Genomic DNA, 25,101 nt, shown 5'->3' on the forward strand with positions numbered 1-25,101 from the left:
ACGTTAGCGTTTACTCTTCATAATAACCGTCGCTTAGTACTGCCATGAGTTTTTGCATATCTTCAGGTAGTGGTGTCGTGACTTCAATGTCTTCACCTGTCGTCGGATGCACAAACCCTAGCGTATAGGCATGCAATGCTTGACGTGGGAAATTATTAATTGCTTGGCGCTGAGCTTCTGTCAATCCAGAACGCAACTGACGACGGCCACCATAGACACGGTCACCGACTAGAGGATAAGTAATGTGACTTAAATGCACACGAATTTGATGCGTACGTCCAGTCTCAAGCCCGACATCTAGCAGACAGTAGTTTTCGTTCAATGGTGTGACATTTAGTAGATGCGTTACCGCTTCGCGGCCAGCGGTCATTACCGTCATTTTAGTACGCTGATTGCGATGTCGACCAATCGGCGCATCGATACGACGATGACGAGATAAACTTGCTTGGTCCCCTGCCACCACACACTTATAGTGACGATAAACAGACTTGTCTTTTAGCTGTTCCATCAGTGCCATCTGAGCAGGTTTGGTTTTGCCAATCAATAGCAATCCAGAGGTGTCTTTATCAATACGGTGTACGAGACCTGCACGCGGTAAATGATGCTGCTGAGGATAATGATATAGCAATGCATTGACCAAAGTGCCGTTTTGATTACCCGCGCCTGGGTGAACCACCATACCAACAGGTTTATTAATTACCAATACGTCGTCATCTTCATAGACGACATCGATATCTATGTTTTCTGGTTGGTCTTCGCCATGCTGCTGTAACGTCGTTGATAGATGCAATACGTCATCTGCTTTGACACGGACTTTCGGTTTTTGAACACTGCCGTTATAGAGCAGACTGCCGTCAGTGATCCAGTTTTGTAGTTGTACCCGCGAAAAGTCTGAAAACGCTTGTGAGGCGACCTTGTCAATACGCAGACCAGCCTGATCTTCTGTGACCACATGCGTCATATCTACAATCACTGGTACAGCTTGACCCGCTACTGGGGCTTCATCATCGTCGCCGTCCATATCGCTGTCATCAATATCACTATCATCAATGTCGCTATCGTTCAGATCATTACCATCATCGATGAGCATTTCTTCATTATCAAGCACTTGCTCACTCATCATTGGTTGATTATCAGGTAACTCATTATTGTTCAAAACATCATTTGGCATTGGTGACTCTTGTGCTGATGAATCAGTATCTAGCGATTGATTCGGTGATAAATTGGTAGTCATGGCATCATTATTCATAGCGGATTGATACATTGATACATGGCAAAGTCCCTGACAGTGTTTTGTGAGGTGACTTCGAAGATAGTATTATAAATAGCAGTATAAAAAATTGTCGTTTTTTGCCTATAAATGGCAATAACAACCTTTAAGGTACAAAAAAGCGAAGACAATACCGCTCTAGTGTATCATGTTGCAGGCATAAGCCATATAGAAGCTGCATGCTATCTGTTAATTTTTGAGCATACCTTTGGGCTGTAAGATGCTTCGCTTAACTCTCTAGAACATGACATTGCTGTAATTTACTGTATATTTACTCATGCTAGCGACATTCGATATCGCTCGTGACAGCCGCTCATGTTAAACTGCCTATACAATATAGATGGCGAAAAAATAGACGTAGCAAATGTTATTCTATAAAGTATAGCCATGTTTTGCTGTATGCTATGGCACTGTATGCGAATGCCGTATTTAGATACAGTATGAAAATAGCATTGGGGCTTGTTGACCGTGATTGCCATTTAAACCTTTTGATTATGGCTAAATGCATGTGGTCTATGACAGGCTTACTATACAAGCGCTATGCATCAAACCCAATCTATCAGTACAATACGTCATAACAAAAACTGCATTCGATAAAAAATTTTGCTGGTGGATCGCTGACTATTTAGCGTCGTTTTTTATCACTAACCTTTTATATAGCATGATAGCGCCGCTGCTATTATGCGTCTTGTGTCGGAGAAGAAGTATGCAAGCTGTTGGCAATACGTTTATCAAACTGTCCTCAATAACCCTACTGGCGCTTAGCGTCAATCTAGTGGGTTGCCAGACTTTTAAAAATCTAACTGGCGCCAAAGATGGTGAGGCAGTAGAAACAGCTGAAAAATCAGAGCAAGGGTATTATAACGAGGCCGTCAATCAGATTGACAAAGGTCACTATATCCAAGGTATCGAAGAGCTGACCAATCTGCGCACATTCTACCCAACCGGACAGTACGCTGAACAAGCTTTGCTTGACATGATGTATGCACAATACGAAGGCGACAAGTATGAGATGGCGGCAGCAAGTGCTGAGCAGTTTATCCGTCTGTATCCGTCTAACCCACAAGTCAGCTATGCCTACTATGTGCGCGGCGTTGCCAATATGGAAGGTTCATCTGAGAGCCTAAAGCTCTTTAAACTGAACCAAGCTGAGCGTGATACCGCGTATTTGCGTATTGCCTTTGCCAATTTCCAAGAGCTTATCAATAAATATCCAAACAGCCCGTATGCACCAGATGCCGCTCAGCGTATGACGTTCATCTATAATCAGTTTGCTGAGAGCGAAATGAGCGCCGCAAATTGGTATATCGAGCGTGAAGCTTATGTAGCAGCGGTTAACCGTGCCAAATGGGTATTTCAGTACTACCCGCTGAGTGAGTCAACCCCAGATGCTCTTGCGGTATTAGCTTATAGCCATGAAAAACTTGGTCTAAACGATTTGGCCAATGAGTACAAAACGCTGTTGCAGATCAACTACCCAGAAATGCTAACCAGCAACGGTAGTGTGAAATTAAGCACCAAACGTGACCGTACTTGGCTCAATAAGATTACCTTTGGCAAGCTTGGTCGTTCGAACACGACTGACAAATCAGTCGCATCTGGCGAGTATAATGGCGCAACCAAGACACAAATGATTCGTAATGCAGCCCAGTTGAGACTAGCAGGGACTAACACTACGCCTGCTAATACTCCAGTCGCCAATAATGCTGCTGCGCGTAATGGTATTAGCGTAGGCTTAGGTCTGCCTGAAGCGTCAGCTGAGCGTGTAACCAGTCAATCAAGTACTGGCTCAACTGCAAGAGAAGCCAACGTCGATCCACTAAATACCAATCCGACACGTCGCACTACGTTAAATGACGACAGTGTGAGTGATATGGATAATAATTGATTACGTGAAGTCTTTTAGCCTAGCTAACACAGTCTGTATTCATTGATAATAAGGTCAACATTATGTTGGCCTTATTTTTCTAGCAGTATCTTATTACCTCTGCCCCAATATAATCGACCTATGGTAAACTGTTTTTTGTATGAGCATTCCTAACCATATTCTTGAACAATTAAATAGCCAAGCTGACCTGATCAGCATCATTGGCAAACACACCACGCTCAAACGCGCTGGTAGTGAATATAAAGGCTGTTGCCCTTTTCACGGTGAAAAATCGCCTTCCTTTTATGTCAATCCACAAAAAAACATCTATCACTGCTTTGGCTGTAGCGTCGGTGGCAATGCCATCAGTTTTTTGCGTGATTATGAAAATTTGACATTCATTGAAGCGGTCAATGAACTATCAAAGCAAACAGGCATTGAAGTACCAAAAGAAGAACAGCAAAACGTTAGTTATCAACGTCGCGCACCCAAACCTATTGCACCGCCGCCTGTGCACAATGTGCCTAGCCCAACTGTAGAACATAGCAAAGTAAGCCAAGACGGTACAAATCAAGACAACCATCAAAATAATCGTCAAGACAGTCATCAAAACAATGTCGTCCAAAGTGACCAAAACTACATCGACCAGCCCATTTATGATGACAATCAGGGCTATGAGAATTTCCCGCCGTTAGAGGCGTATGATTCAGCGTCATATTCGATGGACTCCTATTCCTCAGAGCCGTATTTGCCAAACCATTCAGCTGACAGTGGCTATCCGCCAGCATGGCTGACAGATACCGATACTAGCGCTGGTATGCAGGGCGCTCATGACATTGGCCAAAACGATGATAAAGATGGCAATCTATATGAGCTACTAGAGCAAATCCAACAATTCTATCAGCACAACCTAACCACGCATCCCCATGCCAAGCACTACTTTTTATCGCGCGGTATCACTGAAGACATCTTTGAGACCTTCGGTCTTGGCTATGCACCGTTTGGTTGGCAGCATCTTGAGCATCAATTTCCGCAGGATATTGAGGGTCTAAAAGCTTTAGGATTGGTACGTCAGTCAGAGTCTGGCCGCGACTACGATCTATTGCGCGACCGAGTCATCTTCCCAATCCGTGACAATCAAGGCCGCACTATTGGTTTTGGCGGTCGGGCGCTCGATGACGAAGTAAAGCCTAAATATATCAACTCCTCAGACTCGCCCGTCTTTCATAAGCAGCATGTACTATACGGCTATTATGAATCACGTCAGCAGCGCGCAGACAGCTGGCTGGTGGTCGAAGGCTATATGGATGTGATCGCCCTGTATCAAGCAGGTATCTATGGGGCAATCGCCTCGATGGGTACAGCGATTAATGAAAGCCAAATATCGCGTCTACTGACACTTAATCCAACGCTTACTTTGAGCTTTGATGGGGATAGTGCAGGACAAAAAGCCGCTTGGCGTACACTTGAAGTTGCGCTGCCTGTACTGGCCGATGACAAAGAGCTGCGGTTTTTAACCCTGCCTAACAATCATGATCCTGATACTTTTATTAAGAGTCAGGGCAGCGATGCCATGCGTGAGCAAATCGCTAATGCCATGCCGCTATCACAGTATATTTTTGCGTATTTGAGTGAACGTTATGATATGAGTCTGGCTGAAGGCAAAGCCAAGCTCATGTCCCAAGTACGCTCGTTGACGACCGCCTTGCCCAAAGGCAGTAGCTTTCGCTATTTGCTCAACAATGACGTTTATCAAAAGCTTGGCGGTAAACGCAGTCAGAATGTCGAGGCTAAAGATGCGCTGCTAGATTTTGATGGTGATATGACCATCAGTCAGCAATTGCAGCTTTGCTTTTTGTTTCAGCCGCGCGCGTTAATCGACGACCCTATTGAGTCGATTTGGCAACAGTCAGGGATTAATGGTTTACACCTACCTGCTCATATCAAACAAAAAGCATCGCCTGATACGCTACGTCCGCTTGCGTGGGAAGACTTGCAAGATGCTGCTCTGCTAGACATCGTAAGTACTATTAAGCGCTGTCTTAATTACCTACCAAAAGATGTCAATGCAGCGGCGCATTTTATCTTATCAAACGTAAAACCTGCGACCCAAGACATGCTCAGCCGTAATTGGGGCGGCTTCTATAAAGCGCTAACCGCACGCAATATTTTGGGGCTTGATGGCCTAATCGAAGAGCTAGTCAGTCAGCTGCTTGAGCGCAACATGAAGAAAAAAATACAAGAGCTGATACAGAACCCAGATCATATTAAGCTTGCGATCGTCCGTAAACAAACCCAATTATTGAATGATTGGCTACGGGCACAGCAGGCAGAGCAATCCGCACAGATGGTCACGGTGCAGTCTTAATGTTTAATTTCAAATGTTGACCCTTTAAAAGTCTAGCAGCTGCCCCCACTACTAATGATTATGCCCAGTAGCATGAGTCGCTTCTAAATCATTTAGCTGATGGCAAATAATCAGTAAAAAATGGTCGGTAGCTATCACTAGCTCGTGCTTGACGACTGTGGTCTGTGTTAAACTGTGTCGCTGTATATTGACAGCACTGCTTGGTGAATGATTGTGAGCATGCATTGTTAAGCACAAATTTTAGGTATTATTTTTACGTATCAGCTTTTAGATACTATTTTTGAGTATTAAATTTTAAGTACTGTATTTTTTTAAGTACCATATTGAAGTCTTTTTAGCTTTTCTAATTTTTAGCTGTTTATCAGCATTGTTATTGTAGTGTTTTGAGCCTTTATTCATATCAACTCATTTTTGATATTATTGACAACCTCTACGCCATATTTTGATCAATCGATTGATAAGATCAACGCAAAGAGCGAGCGATAGCGAGTCACAATATAAAAATGTCCGATGCAAGTAAGCGAGTATTTATGAACGATAAGTCAGTTTCTAAGTCCACATCTCAACTGGCCACCTTAATCCAAATGGGCAAAGAGCAAGGGTATCTTACCTACGCTGAGGTGAATGACCAGCTGCCCGACTCTATTACCGAAAGCGATCAGATCGAAGACATTGTGCAAATGCTGACCGATGTCGGTATCAAAATCTTTGAATCAGCTCCTGATGCCGATGACATCTTGATGAACGATGATTCAAGCGATGATGATATGGCAGCAGATGAGGCAGCGGCAGTACTCGCCTCTGTTGAAACTGAGCCTGGTCGTACCACTGACCCTGTACGTATGTATATGCGTGAAATGGGTACGGTTGACCTACTGACTCGCGAAGGCGAGATTGCCATTGCTAAGCGTATCGAAGAAGGTATTCGTGATGTGCAGCATGCCATGTCTTACTGGCCTGGTACCGTACAGTTTGTCCTTGACGAGTATCAAAAAGTCCAAGACGGCGAAAAAAAGCTATCTGACGTTATCACTGGTTTCTTAGACCCTGAAACCGAAGAAGACAAAATCGCTGCCCAAGAAGCAAAAGAAGCGGCGAAAGAAGAACGTGAGCGCATTAAAGAAGAAAAAGAAAACCCACCAGTTATCAAAGCCAAGGTCAATGCGAAAGCAGCCGCGCTTGATGATGACGACGAAGACGAAGATGATGTTGAAGACGAAGCTGAAGAAGAAACCAGCGGTCTTGATCCAGAAGAAGTTCGTTTGCGTCTAGAAGAGATCGAGCATCTATTTATCAAAGCTAAGCAAGCATTGATTGATTATGGTCGTGGTAGCGTACAGGCTGATACAGCGTATGCCCTACTTGCTGAACGCTTTATGATGCTAAAGCTAAACAATCGCTTGTCAGACCAAGTCATGGCTATTATGCATGACGTCTACGACGACGTACGTAAGCAAGAGCGTCAAATCATGCGTTTGGTGATTCGCCGTGGTCGTATGCCGCGTGAAGAGTTCCGTAAGACCTTCCCTAGCAATGAAACCAATGTTGATTGGTTGATTGAACGTATCAAAGGTAAGCCTGCATTTGCTGGTACGCTAGAAAAAGTCACTGATGACGTTATTTTACTTCAACGTCGTATTCGTGATTACGAGCAGCAGCTCGACATGAAAATTCACGACATGAAAGATGTGGCACGTCGTATGGCAGTTGGTGAAGCAAAAGCTCGCCGCGCGAAAAAAGAAATGGTTGAAGCTAACCTACGTCTGGTTATCTCTATCGCGAAGAAATATACCAACCGTGGCCTACAGTTCTTGGATCTTATCCAAGAAGGTAACATCGGTCTGATGAAAGCCGTTGATAAGTTTGAATATCGCCGTGGTTATAAGTTCTCGACGTACGCCACATGGTGGATTCGTCAGGCGATTACCCGCTCTATCGCTGACCAAGCGCGCACCATCCGTATTCCTGTGCATATGATTGAGACGATCAACAAGATAAACCGCGTTTCACGTCAATTGCTACAGGAAATGGGTCGCGAGCCAACACCTGAGGAATTAGGCGAACGCTTAGAGATGGACGAAGTTAAAGTCCGTAAAGTGCTGAAAATTGCTAAAGAGCCTATCTCTATGGAAACCCCGATCGGTGATGATGAAGATTCGCATCTAGGTGATTTCATTGAAGATGGTACGATCTCAAGCCCTGTTGATGATGCGACTGCTGCCGGTCTGCAAGAAGCGACGCGTGATGTATTGGGGAACCTGACGGAGCGTGAAGCGCGTGTCCTAAAAATGCGTTTCGGTATCGATATGCCAACCGATCATACTTTGGAAGAAGTCGGTAAGCAGTTCGATGTAACGCGTGAGCGTATTCGTCAGATTGAGGCAAAAGCATTGCGTAAATTGCGTCATCCATCACGTTCTGAGCACTTGCGCTCTTTCCTTGAAAATGACTAATTTCTCAGAGAAATACTGAGCCTAGCTAATAGGCTTTTGATAATCGCCAAAAATAAAAAAGCTGAGTATGTCTCAGCTTTTTTTGTGCCTGCTTTTTAATTCTAGAACTTACTAATCACTGTGTTTATTAATTACAATTTTTTTAATTGCAAAGCTGTTCAATTATAAAGCTCCTTAATTACAAAGCCTCCTAGTCATAAAACCCTTCAATCTAAGAGCTCCTCGTTCAATATATCCCTATTTTCTTGACCCTCTACTCTCTTCTCTTATTCACAACTATCCAAGTTTAGATAGACACACTCCTTCAAAAACCACTTTATAGTTGACACTATCAACCTTATTCTATATAGTTGCTTCTATCAACTATACCAAAGAGTTTTTATGTCTAACAATTCATTGAGCGAAACACTACATCAATTGATGCATACCTATACCAACCTGCTGCTAGAAGGCATTCGTCAGCAAGGTGTCGAGTTGTCCGTGACCAATATTAGAACCTTAAAAGGCGTTTGTTATAACCCGAATAGCACTGCGCTATCTATCTCTAAGCATATGCAGCGAGACAAAGCGCAAATCACCCGTGCCTTAAATGACCTATTGGCGGCTGAGCTAATATTAAAGACAGATAACCCGCTTGATGGTCGCAGCCAATTACTACAGCTGACCCCTAAAGGTGAAGAGGTTATGACAAAGCTTGATGCAGCAGAAGAATGGACAAGACAGCGATTAACGAAAGATTTAAGTCTCGTAGAGCTTGCGTTATTCTTCCGTGTCAGTCGCACCATGATAGACAACGTTAGCAACAGCAAGACTACCGATAAATAAGTAAGGACAGATCCGTATGAATAACACAATAAATCAGAAACCAGTGCGCGAAATCATGACCGTTGCTCACAAGCAAATGATTACTCCGCACTACATCCGTATATACCTCACAGGCCAAGCAGATACTATTGCCAATATCGCGACCATGACAGTTGGCGCAAATAACAAAGTGCTTATTCCTGTCGATAAAGCTCAGCCAATTGACCTAAATGACAATGCTACTTTCATTGTCCGCACGTATACTCATCGCGGCGCTGATGTAGCAAAACAACAGATTTGGATTGATTTTGTCGCTCATGGTGACGAGGCGCCCGCTTCAGGCTGGGCCACTCATGCTGAGGTTGGCGACGAGATTGGTATCTTAATGAAGCCTAAAACCAAAGCGCTTTGTCCCGATGCAGATAACTTCCTACTGATTGGCGATGCCACAGCGATACCAGTGCTCGGCTCAATATTAGAAAGCTTGCCTGCCAGTGCGACTGGTCAATGCATCATCGAAGTGCACGGTGCAGAAGATGAGCAAGAATTGCCGACAGCAGCCAATATCACCATGACATGGTTACATAACCCAAATCCAACGCAAGGCAGTCAATTAATCGACACAGTAAAATCTCTCGATTTGCCAACTGTAGAGCAGAGCCGTTTTGCTTATATCGCTAGCGAATTCTCATCTGTCAAAGCCCTTCGTCATTACCTAAAGGTCGAGCAACAGTGGTCTAAGGATGAGCTATATGCCTTTTCTTACTGGAAAGCAGGTGTTGCAGAAGATCAATCTGTAAGCGATCGACAGGCAGAAAAAAACACCGACTAATTAAACGCTCTTTATGATGATAGGAAAATGACTATGGCTCCAAATACTATGCCGGCAAATACCGAGACCCTGCTCATTGATGGCAATAAAAATAGTGGCGTTAATAATGATGGCACTAAAAAAACACCGTTGCTCTACAAAGTGTTGTTAATACTTGCCTTAATGACTGTCATAGGTGGTCTCTTAACAGGTGTGATGACCTATATGAATGTCGGATACTCCGATACATTTTTTATAGACTGGTCTAGAGCGCTACTGGCAGCGTATGCGATCATGCCGATTGGCTTCTTACTGATGGGTCTGGTCACAAAATTTATTAATCACAAGCTACCTAATACCAAAGCGTACAAGCGTAATCTCATCACAGGCATATTAATGGCTTGCATAATGGAGTCTATGTTGGCCTTTAGTACTGCCTCAAAGACGATTGGTTTTGCCAACCAAACGGCATTTTTAAATGGCTGGTTAGAAGGGTTTCTAGTTGCATTACCAGTAGGATTGACGTTAATGGTCATCGTTTCTATGACTATTAAACCAAAAATTGAGGCATTTCTAAAAAGCTAAAATATCACAACGATGCTTATTAGGTTTTTCGGTACTCTACCGTGATGCTAACTAAATTAATAAAAAAGCTTAATAAAATTTAAGAACATAAAGCATCAAGGGCTTGTTGAATATACAACCCGCCCTTGTCATGTCAGAAGCTTTCTAATACTATTTTACTGCTGGTTTGGCAAAGAACTAACGTGTATTTAATAAGTCAATCGTAACAACGTTTAGTGTTAAGTTCGATTTGAAACAGTCTTTTTTGTCCATCATATATTGTGACTATTCGACAATATTCCGATGACTATACAGTACAACTGTCATAATTAATCTGGTTTTGGCTGTATACTCTACTGTTATAGAAACGTATAGTCAGAATATAAACGCTAGTTATAAGCTGTATGCTACTAGTAGCCGTTTATTTGTATATAGTTGACACATTGGCAGTAAATAGATTCTACTCCGCTTTAGTGTTTATACTCATAATGAGTAAACTAAAAATCTAATGTTCCACTCTGACAGTTGTTGATTATTAACTAGGTATCGATATCACACATTTTATGAATACAGAAAACATAATATCTGCACTTAACAACCCCATGCGTCGTCAAATCATAAAGTGGTTGAAGGACAGGTCGAACTTTCCAGCGTCATTACCAGAGCATGCTAATCTGGATGGTGTATGCGTCAGTTACATTCAAGAAAAAGCTGGATTGTCGCAATCAACCATTTCAAACTATATGGGTGTGTTAAAAAAAGCAGGATTGGTTACGTCCGAACGCCATGGACAATGGACGTTTTATCAGCGTCATGAAGCTAACATCGAAGCATTTCTCAATGAAGTTGAAAAAGAGCTGTTAAAGCTTTAAAAATTTCTCATAATCTTTAGAGCTATTTTGTTTCACTACACAACATCTAAATATTTCAATATAACGATTAACTATCTCAATATCACACCATTTTCTAAATTATCATCCTCTTCTCTTCTAGCTATCTTGTCCCTTCTGATTATCTATTGCCTCCTAAAATATTTATCCATAATAGAATATAGTCTTCTAATCAGTTTTTAATTTGCACAAAAAAAGCCGAGGTACACTCAGCTTTTTTATATTTGTGAATATAATACTATTAATACGTAGCTAAATTAATGCGCGCCTAAACTTTGCTCAGCATCTGGCTTATCATGCACACCGAAATTGTCTATCATCGCTTGGCTCGCCTCGTTCAAACCGATGAGCTCTACTTCAGTGCCTTCACGGCGAAATTTAATGATGACTTTATCTATGGCGGCGACTGCTGTCACGTCCCAAAAATGCGCGCGCGACACGTCAATGACTACTTTAGAGACAGATTCTTTAATATCGAAGGAGTCGATCATACGCTCTGCTGATGAGAAGAATACTTGTCCATCAACTTGATAATGACGCGTTTGCGATGCTTCATCCATGTGACTATGCACACTCATATAGCGCTCAATCTTATTGGCAAAGAACAATGCTGACAGCAATACCCCAATCAATACGCCATAGGCCAAGTTATGAGTTGCGACTACCACAGCGACGGTCGTAATCATGACCACGTTACTTTGCAGCGGCTTGGTTTTTAGCTCTTTAAATGAACCCCAGTTAAAAGTACCGATAGACACCATAATCATCACAGCGACCAATGCGGCCATTGGAATAATCTTTAGCCAATCGCTTAAGAACACAACCATCAATAACAAAAATACGCCTGCCACTAAGGTAGAAAGACGCGTATAGCCGCCTGATTTGACGTTGATGATAGACTGGCCAATCATCGCACAGCCTGCCATCCCGCCAAAAAAACTGCTAACCACATTGGCAATACCTTGGCCTTTGCACTCTTGCGTACGGTCGCCTTTGGTATCAGTTAAATCATCTACGATTGTCATGGTCATCATAGACTCAAGTAAGCCCACTATCGCCAAACTGATAGAGTACGGAAAAATAATAATCAACGTATCTAAGTTCAAGGGGATATCAGGTATCAAAAACATCGGCAGAGTGTCAGGCAGCTGTCCCATATCATTGATGGTTCGCGCCTCTGCACCCAATAAGATGGCTATAGCCGTAACCAGTACAATACTAACCAATGGCGATGGAATCACTTTGCCGATCTTTGGAATATATGGATAGCCATAGATAATAACTAGACCTAGCGCCACAAGTCCGTATACGTGTACTAAATTTGAACCTGCCTGCGGCATCAGCTCAGGAACCTGCGACATAAAAATCAAAATAGCCAAGGCATTGATAAAGCCGAGCACTACGGATTGAGACACATATTTCATCAGATTACCTAGCTTTAAGAAGCCAAAGATAATCTGTATAACACCTGTCAGCACACTAGCTGCTAACAAATACTGCAAGCCATAGTCTTTGACCAGTGTCACCATCAGTAACGCCATCGCACCCGTCGCCGCCGAAATCATCGCTGGACGACCGCCGACAAACGAAATCACTACCGCTATACAAAACGAGGCATAAAGCCCTACTTGAGGATCGACACCAGCAATGATAGAAAACGCAATTGCTTCAGGAATAAGCGCCAAAGCGACGACCATGCCAGCCAAGACATCGCCGCGCGCATTGGATAGCCAATGCTCTTTAATTGTATTTAACATATTTAACTCAGTTTTGGGGAACTGCTGTAGTCTGTCAATAAACGAGGTATCTAATAGTTACTTAGGAAAGCATCTAATTGGAAAGTATCTAAAAAGTAGTTAAAAATCATCTCACATGAAAAGTCTGACACATCTTTATTTAGATCCTTTGCTATCTAGGCACATCTCTGTTTATACCCTTTGATATCCAGACACGTTGCCCATTGCCTATCAAATGATAAATATAAAAATGTGAACGAGCATAGTTATCGAGTTATCGTCATAACTTACTTTTAGTGGGATAATCTTTATGACCCACTAGATATATCGAATAGTGATACAAACGTTAAAGCAGTGCGTGCGCACAAGAAAAAGCGTCAGACGCTTTATGAGAGTAATTGCTATAGGAAGCAATCATTACTGAGGAGAGGGTCAGCTAGGGTGGCGTATTCATCTTTGTGGTGACAGCTTTTATAGAGTTAAAGAGTGATATTCCGCGTCATTTTAACATACATAAAGTAGATTAATAAAAACATCGCCCTTTTGGCGAGCATTTAACTTTTTTGGCTATCTCAATTACCGAGCTTAAGTGATTACCCTACTTCTTAGTTTGAATAAATTTATAGCCTTTTGGGCTTTACAGAACTCGATTCTATATTAGAATCACACGAGACATTGAATAGTGTCTTCATATGTCTCCATATACCTCATCGCTAGGAAACTGACATGATTGTCCGGCAAACACCCAATGCCCTTAAGATATTTTTCACCCTGCGTGGATCAATCATTCCAAAAATCTATCCGCAAATTTTGCTGATTACTATTCTTAGTACGCTTATCACAATTATCCAGCACTGGCTTCCTGACTCGTTTCCCTATTATGGTATGGCAACGTTTACCTTGCTTGGAATCGCCCTATCGTTGTTTCTTGGGTTTCGAAACAATGCCAGTTATCAGCGTTGGTGGGAAGCTCGCGGACTATGGGGTCAGCTAGTATATGATTCTCGTAGCTTAACCCGCCAAGTACTGTCCTTTATAGATAATGACGATGCGAATGGTATAGAAGATAGCGAGGTTCACAATGAGACTGGACGCGATACTCAGCGAACGATGGTATATCTGACCATTGCGTTTGCCCATGCTGTGCGCCACAGATTGCGTGGCACGCCACCTTGGGCGGATATCGAGCCTCTTGTCGCAGCGATACATCATGACCGTATGCACCAAGCGAAAAACGTACCTGATTACATAATGCGCCTAATGGGTAAGCAGCTAGGCGACATTCGGCGTCAAGGACTGGTATCGGAGCAAGTCATACAAAACATGGACGAGCGCCTGACCTCTATGACAATTGTACTGGCAGCGTGCGAGCGCATTCATAATACACCACTGCCATTTGCTTACATGCTGCTGGTACATCGCACGACCTATCTGTATTGTATTATGTTGCCTTTTGGCTTGGTGGCCTCACTTGGTTGGGCGACCCCGTTGATTTGTGCGGTGATTGCTTATACCTTTTTTGGTTTGGATGCGCTTAGTGAAGAGTTAGAAGAGCCTTTTGGCTTGGCGGCTAATCAGTTACCTTTGACTGCCTTGTCACGCACTATCGAGATTAACCTGCGAGAGGCATTGGGAGAGACGGATATTCCACCTGATATCACTCCTATCAACGGCTATTTGCAATAGCTTTTATAATAGTTTCAATAAAAGCCACTTAGCTTACTACTTCAAGATAGAAAGGACTAAATACAGACTTCACTTGAATAATCGTCCATAGACCACTATAAACAGTGCATATATTCTCTGCCTAATATAGCCATTCCACTATAAAAGTATGACAGCGTTAACCTCGTTTGAAGTATCACATGTACATCTACACTCGGTTGCCTTGTACTACTTTTAAATTGAATCGACTATAGCTTGACCGATTTAAATGCCACTTACGACCATACTGAGCCTGTCTCAGATTTTTGCGTTATGATTTCGGTATGATTTGAGCAGATGTTTAACTAACTGAATGTCTATAGCAGCGATTTTCGAATGACTTAATGTTAGTTATTTACTTACTACTAATGACTGATTAACTTTTTCCTATTTACCTATATAAGCGAGGCTCATATCATGAGTGATGATTCAAAAGACAACAATGATAACAATTCAAATAACCCAACTAGCAATCAGCCATCAGTTAAAGTCACTGACCTGACGCCAAATAAAGGCGCATTGGTAGGCAAAAAGACCGATATTCAAAATCCAGAGCTTTGGGAGTTCCCGATGAACTACCCACTAAGCATCATCGGTCATGAAGGCGAGCGTGAGAGTTTGCTTAATGAAGTGAAACTAATTTTGGGTAGCCAGTTCCCTGATTTTGATTTGGCGTCTATCGAAGTTAAGCCGTCTAAAACAGGTCGTTTTCACTCAGCACGGGTCAATTTATACCTAACCGCGGCTGAGCAAGTGAATGCGCTTTATGCGTCACTTGATAATGCAAAAACGGTTCGTATTGTTTTATAAGTCGCATAAAAAACTTTCACGCCTTTTTAGTCCAAATCGTCACTCATACGGGTGGCGATTTTTTGTGGTTTGATGTACAATCTGCGCCCGCATTATTGCCGCCATGACTCCCATTATCAGTCGACAATAACCGAGAGAATGAAAAGTAAATCTCTCGATATTTTTACAAAAATTTTATTATTGACCGCATTTGCGTCTAACCCTTATCCCATCGTCCTTTGCCAAAATTTAGACTGCCTACAACCTTGTAGCAACATAGTTTTATTCTAAAATCAATATAGTATTTTCAAAATTTTCCCGCTATATTGTGTCTACCAATTAACAAACACGCTATATGTAGTACTCAGTGATTTTAACCGTCACTATGAGTAGTGGTAGCTTTTTGCCCAAAAAAACCAGCTAGCACAACCCCACATAATAGCGTTATAAAGAATGTCTGCCGCTGATTCAGCGCGCAACATCACAATAAGCAATCAAAATAGAGGCCAGCATGACACATATTGACAAAATCCAAGTAACCAAACGTGATGGACGTTTAGAGCCTATTGATTTAGACAAAATTCACAAGGTAATAGCGTGGGCAGCTCACGGCTTGGACAACGTGTCTGTGTCTCAAGTTGAGCTAAAGTCGCACATCCAGTTTTATGAAGGTATCAAGACTCGTGACATTCACGAAACCATCATCAAATCTGCCGCCGACCTAATCTCTGAAACCACGCCTGACTATCAATATCTGGCTGCGCGTTTGGCTATTTTCCACTTACGTAAGATTGCTTATAACAAATTTACCCCGCCGCACCTATATGACCATGTCAAAACTTTGACTGATGCTGGCAAATACGATCAGCATATCCTAGCTGACTATAGCCGTGCTGAATTTGATGAGTTAGAAGAGTATCTCGATCACTGGCGCGATATGAACTTGGCTTATGCCGCTGTTGAGCAAATGGCTGGTAAGTACTTGGTACAAGATCGTGTGAGCAAAACTGTTTATGAGAGCCCGCAGTTCTTATACATGCTCGTCGGTATGTGTCTGTTTAGCCAATACGACAAGTCAGACCGTCTTGATTTCGTCAAACGCTTCTATGATGCAACCTCAGAGTTCAAAATCTCACTACCGACGCCTATTATGTCAGGTGTGCGTACGCCATCGCGCCAGTTTAGCTCGTGCGTATTGATCGAATGTGGTGATAGCCTAGACTCTATCAACGCGACCACCAGCGCCATCGTACGCTATGTGTCACAGCGTGCTGGTATCGGCATCAACGCAGGTCGCATCCGTGCCCTTGGTAGCCCTATCCGTGGCGGTGAAGCACAGCATACTGGCTGTATCCCATTCTACAAACTGTTCCAAACGGCTGTGAAATGCTGCTCACAAGGTGGCGTACGTGGCGGTGCTGCGACGTTGTTCTACCCACTATGGCATTTAGAAGTGGAGTCATTACTGGTACTGAAAAACAACCGCGGCGTCGAAGACAACCGTGTCCGTCATATGGATTACGGCGTACAGTTAAATAAGACAATGTACACGCGCCTAATCAAAGGCCAAGACATCTCGCTATTCTCACCAGGTGATACGCCAGGCCTGTATGATGCGTTCTTTGAAGATCAAGACAAGTTCGAAGAGCTATATACCAAGTACGAAAACGATCCTAACGTTCGTAGCCGTCAGATCCCAGCTGCTGATTTGTTCAGCCTAATGATGCAAGAGCGCGCCAGTACGGGTCGTATCTATATCCAAAACGTCGACCATTGCAACACGCATAGCCCATTTGACGCGACGGTTGCCCCGATTCGCCAGTCAAACCTATGTATGGAAATCGCGCTACCGACCAAGCCACTGGATAACATCAATGACGAAGAAGGCGAAATCGCGCTTTGTACGCTATCAGCGGTCAACTTGGGTAAAGTCGAAAACGTCAGCGACATCGAAGAGCCAGCCGAGCTAATCGTCCGTGCACTTGATGCCCTGCTCGACTACCAAGACTATCCAGTAAAAGCGGCTCAAAACGGCAGCATGCGTCGTCGTACGCTCGGTGTGGGCGTGATTAACTATGCTTATTACTTAGCTAAGAATGGCGCACGCTACTCTGACGACAGCGCGCTTGGTCTAACCCATCAGACGTTTGAAGCATTACAGTTCTATCTCTTGAAAGCGTCGAACAAATTAGCCAAAGAGCAAGGCGCGTGTCCTGCGTTCAATGAGACTACATATTCACAAGGTATCTTGCCGATTGATACGTACAAAGCCGACTTGGACAAAATCTGCCAAGAGCCGCTACATCTCGATTGGGAAACGCTACGTGGCGAGATCACTGAGCACGGTCTACGCAACTCTACCCTAACCGCCTTGATGCCGTCTGAGACCTCAAGTCAGATCGCCAACGCGACCAACGGTATCGAGCCACCACGGGGTCTGGTCTCTATCAAAGCGTCAAAAGATGGCATCTTAAAGCAAGTCGTGCCTGAGATTGACAAGCTAAAAGATCAGTACGAGCTACTATGGCAAATGCCAAACAATGACGGTTACCTAAAGCTGGTCGCTATCATGCAGAAGTTCGTCGATCAAAGTATCTCTGCCAATACCAACTATGACCCAGTTCGTTATGCTGGTGGCCGTGTACCGATGAAGATATTGCTAAAAGACTTACTAAACGCTTATAAAATGGGTGTGAAGACGTTGTACTACCATAACACTCGCGATGGTGCGAACGATGCCCAAGCGGATATGGAAGATGATTGTGCTGGCGGTGCGTGCAAGATCTAGGTCTAATTATATTGCCACGGTTTTATTCTTTCTTTTTCAAGCCATTTGTGAATATATATTTACGAATGGCAAGTGTTAATGATTTTATAAATAGAATTTAATAAAAAAGCACTTCACTAAACCTTGAAGATTATAAATTTAGTAAGAGGTTATCAAATATTTATAATTTAGAGCATAAAAATTGATTAGAGAAAAATAAAGTATGAATCAATATTTATTACCTATATTAAGTATAGCTATTCCTACTATTGTAGTAATAGGAGTTGCTATTTATCAAAATAAAATAAAGAAATTGTCTTATGAAATAGTGCTAAACACTCCTTTAGTTAAGGTGAGCTCTAAGGTAAAAGATAAAATTGAAGTATATTATGAAAAAAATAAAGTAGAAAATCCTCAAATATTAATAATTAGATTTCTAAATAATGGAAACCAACCCATTAGTACTTCTGATTTTGAAGAAAGTATTAAACTGGTATTTCATAGTGATGTAAAAATTATTCAATGTGAAAGCACAAATTTAAATCCTGACAGCTTATCATTAAATTTTAACCATGCAAAAAACACAATAACTATTGATCCATTACTTCTAAACTCCAATGAAGGGTTCACTTTGAACTTAATTATTGAAGGTGAAGATAGTAGTTTTACTATTATCGATAGAATCCAAGGTGTCAATGTCAAAAAGTATAAAGAGCCATTCTTTATTGTCAATGACTGGATATATTTACCAATTGCTTTTTTTGCAAGCTTCGTTTGGATGTATTATTTCACACCGATGTTTCAGCGCAGTTATACTGCTGAAGATACTCTATTGAAACTTGCAAACGTACCGATGTATGCATTTCCTACAGGAATTTTATTTATATCAATTATATCGATTCCAAATATCTATAGATTTTTTAGAAAGCGTAGGCTTGAAGATAAATAGATTGTAGGGTGCGCCCAATCAGAAGAGTCGTTAAGCGCGTAGGTTGGGTTGACGAAGGAAACCCAACAATTCTCATTATATAAACATATCATGTTGGGTCTCGTGCCTCGACACCAACCTACTCCAAAAAATTGTAGTTGTAGGATGCGCCCAGCGCACCGATGTTATGGAAACTGTGTTTAAAGCACGTAGGTTGGGTTGACGAAGGAAACCCAACGGTTTGAGTCTTTGTTGGGTCTCGTACCTCGACACCAACCTACTCAAAAGCATATAAAACGGATATTTTGTAGGGTGCGCGAGGCACACCCTGAAAATTATGCCCAATCAGAAGAGTCGTTAAGAAAAAAGAAAGCCGACCTAATAAGGCTTTTTAGCCCCGACTATAGCGGTATCCTGCTGACGACGATGGCGATGCGGTCTGTGTCTGGAAGTGGTATCGAGACAACAGGAATGCGGTCAGACACGATAGACTGCACGCCAGCGACTAAGCAGATACAAGCGGTAGGCGGGATTGGCTACTGTTATAGTGAAAACATACAGACAGAACAAAAACAACGGAGGTCATGTGCAATATACCGCAATCATCAAAGACGGTGGTTTGTTTATCCCAAACGTATTTTCAGACCTAAACGATAGTGGCTCGCATATCGTACAAGTCGAGGTTGATATTGCAGAGGTGCGTCAGCAGTTAGGTGTGGATGAAGCACCAAAGACAACCGTCGCCAAAAAAAGCGTGGCAAAAGCAGCCAAAAAGCCAGTATCGAGAGCGGCTAAAAAAGACTTAAAAATAGCAGCAGAAGAGTCTGATGTGAGTACCCTACGCAAAAGCGCACTTGATGAACTAGAAGCACTCGATGATAGTGAGCTGAGCGAGATATTCAAAGCCTATATGAACGATGGACAAGAGTCGTCACAGATATCACTAGAGAACCTCTAAGCTAAAACGCTATAATCCAAAAACGTGTCATAACCTCAAATCAAAACCAGTCAAACCCCTATAAATTAATAACCGTATCAATTATAAAGGCAGTCCCATGACTTACTCGATTTTTTCTCAAACGCCAAACAATGCGCTAAAAGAGCCGATGTTCTTTGGTCAGCCCGTCAACGTGGCGCGCTATGACCAACAAAAGCACCCTATCTTTGAGCAATTGATTGAAAAGCAGCTATCGTTCTTTTGGCGTCCAGAAGAAGTCGATGTATCACGCGATCGTATCGACTTTAGCAATCTATCCTCACATGAGCAGCACATATTTTTGAGTAACCTCAAGTACCAGACCCTACTCGACTCTATCCAAGGTCGTAGTCCAAACGTAGTGCTACTGCCGCTAGTGTCTATCCCTGAGCTTGAGACGTGGATTGAGACATGGTCGTTCTCTGAGACCATTCACTCACGCAGCTATACGCATATCATCCGTAATATCGTCAATGACCCAAATATTATCTTTGATGACATTATGCAAAACGAGCACATCTTAGGCCGTGCCTCTGATATCGCCCAGTACTATGATGAGCTGTACCGCAACTCGCAGCTATATAGCCTGTACGGTCCAGGTACGCACAACATCAATGGCGAGCAAGTGACGGTTGATTTAAGATCACTGAAAAAGCAAATGTACCTATGCATCATGGCGGTCAACGTCCTAGAAGCCATTCGTTTCTATGTGTCGTTTGCTTGCTCGTTTGCGTTTGCTGAGCGTAAATTGATGGAAGGTAATGCCAAAATCATCAAGTTAATCGCTCGTGATGAAGCGCTGCATTTGACGGGTACGCAGCATATGCTGAACCTGATGCGTAATGGTCGTGACGATCCTGAGATGGTCGAGATTGCCGCAGAGTGCTATGAGGAAAGCATCGAGATTTTCCGCAAGGCTGCCGAGCAAGAAAAAGAATGGGCAGGCTATCTGTTCAAAGATGGCTCAATGATTGGTCTAAACAAAGACATTTTGTGCCAATATATCGAATACATCACTAACTTGCGTATGGAGACCGTCGGCTTGCCAGCGGCGTTCCCGAACTCAAAATCAAACCCAATCCCGTGGATCAACACGTGGTTGTCGTCTGACAATGTGCAAGTAGCCCCGCAAGAGACTGAGATTAGCTCGTACTTGGTTGGTCAGATTGACTCTGACTTATCAGACAGTGATTTTGATGACTTTGAATTGTAAGAGCTTTGCGCTAGAAAAATATAAATTATAAGAGCTGAGTTGTAAGAGATTTGAGCTATAAAGGTTTGAGCGGTAGATATTTGAAGTTATAAAATTTCTACCGCTGTAATCGTCTTATGGGTTAATAGTAGGGATAGCAGTAGCACAGACATATCCCAATAGGATTCACGATGACTTGGGTAATGACCAGTAAAAAGCAGTTCTATCTACATGATGACGAGAGTCTGCTAGATGGACTGCTACGCACCGGACACGATGTAAACTATCAATGCCGCGAAGGCTATTGTGGTAGTTGCCGAGTCAAGCGTATTGCTAGCTCGCATACGGTTGATTATCCATTTGACCCACTGGCGATGATTGAAGAAGATGAGATCCTGCCCTGCTGTTGCCGTGTGCAAGGTGTAATTTATATCAATCATGACCCGATTGAGAAGTTATAGCAGGGTTACATATAAATAAACCTAGCCTTTAAAATTCAAAAAATCAGCCCCCAACAAAAAGCGCGCTCCTTTAGATAAGGAACGCGCTTTTTTATGTTATCAGCCAAATAAAAATGCTGACTCATAATGTATATATGAGTCAGCACATAGTGGTAACAGTAACTACGACTTACTGCGACGCGGTATCTTGCTCAAACAGTTTCATCAGCTCTTCACGCATACGATCACGCTCTGCCTTTGACATCATCGGTGTTTCTTCATCACCTTGAATGTTTGGCTGCTCCATTCCGCCCATGCTCTCATTTTGTAGTACGACAGGACGCTCAAGCGGCTCTTGTGCTGGGCGCTCTTCTAACGTGATTTTCACTTGGGCGTTTTTACCTTGACGCAATATTTGTGCATCCAGTTCAGTATTTGGTGGCTTACGAGCAACATACTGAATCAAGGTATTGGCATCTGTCATCTCGACATCATCGATGGTCAGTACAATATCACCGACACGTAGACCACTTTTTGCCGCTGGACTGTTATCAATGACGTTTAGCACTTCTACGCCTGTTGATGTCTCTAACTGCGTTGGGTCACGTAGCTGTGACTGAATCTCGATACCTAACCAACCACGACTAACGCGCCCATCTTTGATCAAGGCATTCATCACTTGCTCAACCAGTGCCGTTGGAATCGCAAAGCCAATGCCCATCGAGCCACCAGAGCGCGAGAATATGACGGTGTTGATACCAACTAGCTCACCATGAGCATCGACCAGTGCGCCGCCTGAATTACCAGGATTAATTGCCGCATCCGTCTGGATAAAGTCTTCAAACTTATTAACGCCCAGTCCAGTACGTCCAGTCGCTGAGATAATCCCCTGCGTCACTGTCTGACCCACACCGAATGGATTACCAATCGCTAGTGCCAAATCCCCTACACGAATCGGATCTTCGCGGAAGCCAAGTGGTGTCAGCCCTGTCATATCGACCTTAATCACTGCTAAGTCGCTATCAGGATCTGTACCGATGATTCTAGCACGACTCTTACGACCATCATTGAACGCGACTGTGATCTCATCTGCTTTTTCGATTACGTGGGCATTGGTCACGATATAGCCGTCTTCTGATACGATCACACCAGAGCCTAAATTGGTATTGCCCTGCTCTTGTGATGGGCCACCATGATATTCAAAAAATCGGCGCAGTACGGGATCATCCATATAAGGATGCTCGGTCATCGTTTGTGTCGTATAGATATTGACTACAGACTGCGACGCACGCGCAACTGCATTATGATAAGAAGAGATAGGCGCTGGCGTGTCCGACACTGGTTCTGCTGCTTGCTGTTCCGCAGGCGGGGTTCTCGGCGGCTCCCATGTGGCCTCCGACGTTGACTTCATACTCGTGAACAACCAGATAAACGCTGCCAACACTAGCAGCAATAAGACCCAAGGTAACCATTTTAATAAAGACGCCTTGTTATTGGTGTTCCGGGATGACGACATATAAAACCTCTATAAATTTATTGCAAACAGACAGTGAAAAACGATGTGAGATAACGGCGACCGCTTAGCTATTCTTGACTCATCAATTGAATGGTCAAATGCTATACAGCTAGGCAGACTCACGTGTATAAATTATAACCGCAATACCAGTAAATAGTAACGTATCGTGTACCATTTCAGTTATCCAGCTTGTCTGCTTGCTTACAACGGCATGTTAAAATAGCTTTTACGATACTCGACACTTAAGCATCTTGAGAGTTGAATATAAAGTCAAAAGAGCAAAACCAAACACTCTCAAACATGACAGATAATACACAATTTTTGCTTAGTTAATCTACAGCACCTTACGACCTACATTTTATTGATGACAGGAAAACATAATGACTGCAAATCATACGATAGCTGAATCAAATATTCAAAGCATTAGCGTTCAGGCATTGACACAGTTCTGTGACGACTACTTATCTACCAGTGCGTTTAAAGACTATGCGCCAAATGGTCTGCAGGTCGATGGTGGACGCCCGATTCAACGTATCGTTACTGGTGTCACTGCTTGTGAAGCCTTGATAGATGCTGCGATCGCTGACAATGCCGATGCGATTATGGTGCATCATGGATACTTCTGGAAAGGCGAACCTGCTACGCTTACTGGCATGAAAGGTCGACGCGTGCGCAAGCTGATGCAACACGGTATCTCTATGATTGGCTATCATCTACCGCTTGATGCACACCCAATCTCTGGCAACAACGCAAAACTTGCTGACATGCTCGGCCTGACGATTACTGGTGCACTCTATCCTACCGAGTCCCACCCTGTGGGCAATATCGCCACTTGCACACCGCAAACTGCTGACGATCTCATTGCAACCATTACTCAAGCCTTAGGTCGCGCGCCATTACATATTTCAGCTGAATATCATGCAGACGCTTCTGCTCAGACAAATGGTAGGCTGATCAAACGTGTGGGTATATGTACGGGCGGTGCGCAAGATATGATTGAGCAAGCGGCTAGCATAGGCTGTGATGCGTTTATCTCTGGTGAGATATCTGAGCGTACCACGCATAGCGCGCGTGAGCTTGGAATTGACTATTTTGCTTGTGGTCATCACGCAACGGAGCGCGGCGGCATTCAAGCTTTAGGAGAGATAGTCGCTCAAAAATTTGGTCTGCCAGTTACTTTTATCGATATCGAAAATCCAGCATAAGGTAGCCACTTAAATTATCAGTTTAAACGGTTGTCATTTATAGAGAAAAATTTGTAGAGAAAATGATAGTTCGATAGCCAAACTAGACTTGCTAATGCTATAGTCAAACTATAAGCACAAAGTCTAGTTTTACTACTATTTGAACTTTGTTATTCTATTTTTAATTATTATGTACCAAATATCTGGAAAATTAACCGTTTATATCTCAATTGTTAAGTTTTATCGCTTTTTTCTTAACTCCACTTGAATAATGCAATTAGTAACCGCATATTACTACCCGTAAGAAAGAACGTTTTGTCATGAAACTTCCCATTATTACAGCTTCCGGTTATGGCACTAAAATAATGCTGGTAGTTGTTTAAGACTTTATCATGCTATATCAGCGATAAGATTTTAAGCCGCTACCCATTGAAATACTATGTTTGCACTATGTATGTTAGCAGCATGGTATTTTTTTATTTTTGGTGTCGCGATGACGGTATGACATAGTTAGTTTGATAGACAGCTATAAACTATCAATTCTGGTTATTTTGCTTACCCTCATTGCTGGACAAACAACTTTAGTAGCCAGCTATCCTATTACTAGTAACTTAATATTAGTGAGTCAAAGTATAGCCAGCCATCAAAGTTAGCATAGTTAAAACAGATGACTGTATTTGCCTCATTGGCAAAACCTTACATCAATGTTTCAAGCTATGTCTTTGTCTCAATAACTTAATCATGACCTTACCTATGTTTGATATATAGTTGTTTGGCCACTAGCCATATTTAGTTATCGATGAAGGAATCATCTGATTTATATCCTTCGCGTCGTTGTGCGT

18 protein-coding genes are annotated in these 25,101 nt (G+C 42.8%); 15 read left to right on the forward strand and 3 right to left on the reverse strand.

Annotation, left to right across the window (positions count from 1 at the left end; all coding sequences use genetic code 11):
* Positions 1-10 precede the first annotated feature (10 nt).
* Positions 11-1,234: an RluA family pseudouridine synthase gene (locus ACHEVO_RS04780; RefSeq protein ID WP_394124133.1), complete on the reverse strand. Its 1,224-nt coding sequence runs from the start codon at positions 1,232-1,234 to the stop codon at positions 11-13.
* A 742-nt stretch (positions 1,235-1,976) separates the two neighbouring features.
* On the opposite strand from ACHEVO_RS04780, the gene ACHEVO_RS04785 reads away from it, so the two are divergent.
* The 7 genes from ACHEVO_RS04785 to ACHEVO_RS04815 all read left to right on the forward strand — a co-directional run bounded on the left by ACHEVO_RS04785 (position 1,977) and on the right by ACHEVO_RS04815 (position 11,009).
* Positions 1,977-3,158: an outer membrane protein assembly factor BamD gene (locus ACHEVO_RS04785; protein WP_102094802.1), complete on the forward strand. Its 1,182-nt coding sequence runs from the start codon at positions 1,977-1,979 to the stop codon at positions 3,156-3,158.
* A 139-nt stretch (positions 3,159-3,297) separates the two neighbouring features.
* The gene (locus ACHEVO_RS04790) at positions 3,298-5,505 is read left to right on the forward strand and encodes a DNA primase (RefSeq protein WP_394124134.1); all 2,208 of its coding nucleotides are present in this window, start codon (positions 3,298-3,300) and stop codon (positions 5,503-5,505) included.
* Positions 5,506-6,035: 530 nt separating this feature from the next.
* On the forward strand, positions 6,036-7,958 hold the full coding sequence (gene rpoD / locus ACHEVO_RS04795; protein WP_394124135.1) for an RNA polymerase sigma factor RpoD: 1,923 nt from the start codon (positions 6,036-6,038) through the stop codon (positions 7,956-7,958).
* A 381-nt stretch (positions 7,959-8,339) separates the two neighbouring features.
* Positions 8,340-8,783 carry a MarR family winged helix-turn-helix transcriptional regulator gene (locus ACHEVO_RS04800; RefSeq protein WP_394124136.1) on the forward strand — a complete coding sequence of 148 codons (444 nt, stop codon included), beginning with the start codon at positions 8,340-8,342 and terminating at the stop codon, positions 8,781-8,783.
* Between the two features lie 16 nt (positions 8,784-8,799).
* Entirely contained in the window at positions 8,800-9,594 is a 795-nt protein-coding gene (locus tag ACHEVO_RS04805) for a siderophore-interacting protein (RefSeq protein WP_394124137.1), read from the forward strand.
* 33 nt (positions 9,595-9,627) lie between these two features.
* A complete protein-coding gene (locus tag ACHEVO_RS04810; protein ID WP_394124138.1) occupies positions 9,628-10,158 on the forward strand; it encodes a DUF2798 domain-containing protein in 531 nt (176 codons plus the stop codon).
* Positions 10,159-10,700: 542 nt separating this feature from the next.
* Complete coding sequence (locus ACHEVO_RS04815) at positions 10,701-11,009, forward strand: ArsR/SmtB family transcription factor (protein ID WP_101204781.1); 309 nt, start codon at positions 10,701-10,703, stop codon at positions 11,007-11,009.
* A gap of 275 nt (positions 11,010-11,284) precedes the next feature.
* Here the strand turns inward: ACHEVO_RS04815 and ACHEVO_RS04820 are convergent, their stop codons facing one another.
* Positions 11,285-12,784 (reverse strand): SulP family inorganic anion transporter, encoded by a 1,500-nt coding sequence (locus ACHEVO_RS04820; RefSeq protein WP_394124139.1) that lies wholly within the window; start codon positions 12,782-12,784, stop codon positions 11,285-11,287.
* Between the two features lie 705 nt (positions 12,785-13,489).
* Between ACHEVO_RS04820 and ACHEVO_RS04825 the strand changes: the two genes are divergently transcribed.
* From ACHEVO_RS04825 to yfaE, 7 genes are all read left to right on the forward strand, one after another.
* Complete coding sequence (locus tag ACHEVO_RS04825) at positions 13,490-14,449, forward strand: bestrophin family protein (RefSeq protein WP_394124140.1); 960 nt, start codon at positions 13,490-13,492, stop codon at positions 14,447-14,449.
* A gap of 537 nt (positions 14,450-14,986) precedes the next feature.
* Entirely contained in the window at positions 14,987-15,277 is a 291-nt protein-coding gene (locus ACHEVO_RS04830) for a YbeD family protein (protein ID WP_057762424.1), read from the forward strand.
* 490 nt (positions 15,278-15,767) lie between these two features.
* Positions 15,768-18,044: a class 1a ribonucleoside-diphosphate reductase subunit alpha gene (gene nrdA / locus ACHEVO_RS04835; RefSeq protein ID WP_102090443.1), complete on the forward strand. Its 2,277-nt coding sequence runs from the start codon at positions 15,768-15,770 to the stop codon at positions 18,042-18,044.
* A gap of 202 nt (positions 18,045-18,246) precedes the next feature.
* Positions 18,247-18,972, forward strand: coding sequence for a hypothetical protein (locus ACHEVO_RS04840; RefSeq protein ID WP_394124141.1), 726 nt, complete (start codon positions 18,247-18,249; stop codon positions 18,970-18,972).
* 565 nt (positions 18,973-19,537) lie between these two features.
* Positions 19,538-19,909 (forward strand): hypothetical protein, encoded by a 372-nt coding sequence (locus ACHEVO_RS04845; RefSeq protein ID WP_394124142.1) that lies wholly within the window; start codon positions 19,538-19,540, stop codon positions 19,907-19,909.
* Between the two features lie 97 nt (positions 19,910-20,006).
* Positions 20,007-21,140: a class Ia ribonucleoside-diphosphate reductase subunit beta gene (gene nrdB / locus ACHEVO_RS04850; RefSeq protein WP_057759544.1), complete on the forward strand. Its 1,134-nt coding sequence runs from the start codon at positions 20,007-20,009 to the stop codon at positions 21,138-21,140.
* 170 nt (positions 21,141-21,310) lie between these two features.
* Positions 21,311-21,580 carry a class I ribonucleotide reductase maintenance protein YfaE gene (gene yfaE / locus ACHEVO_RS04855; RefSeq protein ID WP_057759542.1) on the forward strand — a complete coding sequence of 90 codons (270 nt, stop codon included), beginning with the start codon at positions 21,311-21,313 and terminating at the stop codon, positions 21,578-21,580.
* A gap of 169 nt (positions 21,581-21,749) precedes the next feature.
* Here the strand turns inward: yfaE and ACHEVO_RS04860 are convergent, their stop codons facing one another.
* Positions 21,750-23,075, reverse strand: a complete 1,326-nt coding sequence (locus ACHEVO_RS04860) for a S1C family serine protease (RefSeq protein WP_394124143.1) — start codon at positions 23,073-23,075, stop codon at positions 21,750-21,752.
* Positions 23,076-23,455: 380 nt separating this feature from the next.
* Between ACHEVO_RS04860 and ACHEVO_RS04865 the strand changes: the two genes are divergently transcribed.
* Complete coding sequence (locus ACHEVO_RS04865) at positions 23,456-24,280, forward strand: Nif3-like dinuclear metal center hexameric protein (RefSeq protein WP_394124144.1); 825 nt, start codon at positions 23,456-23,458, stop codon at positions 24,278-24,280.
* Positions 24,281-25,101 lie beyond the last annotated feature (821 nt).

It is taken from the genome of Psychrobacter nivimaris (assembly GCF_043419765.1).
Lineage (GTDB): Bacteria > Pseudomonadota > Gammaproteobacteria > Pseudomonadales > Moraxellaceae > Psychrobacter.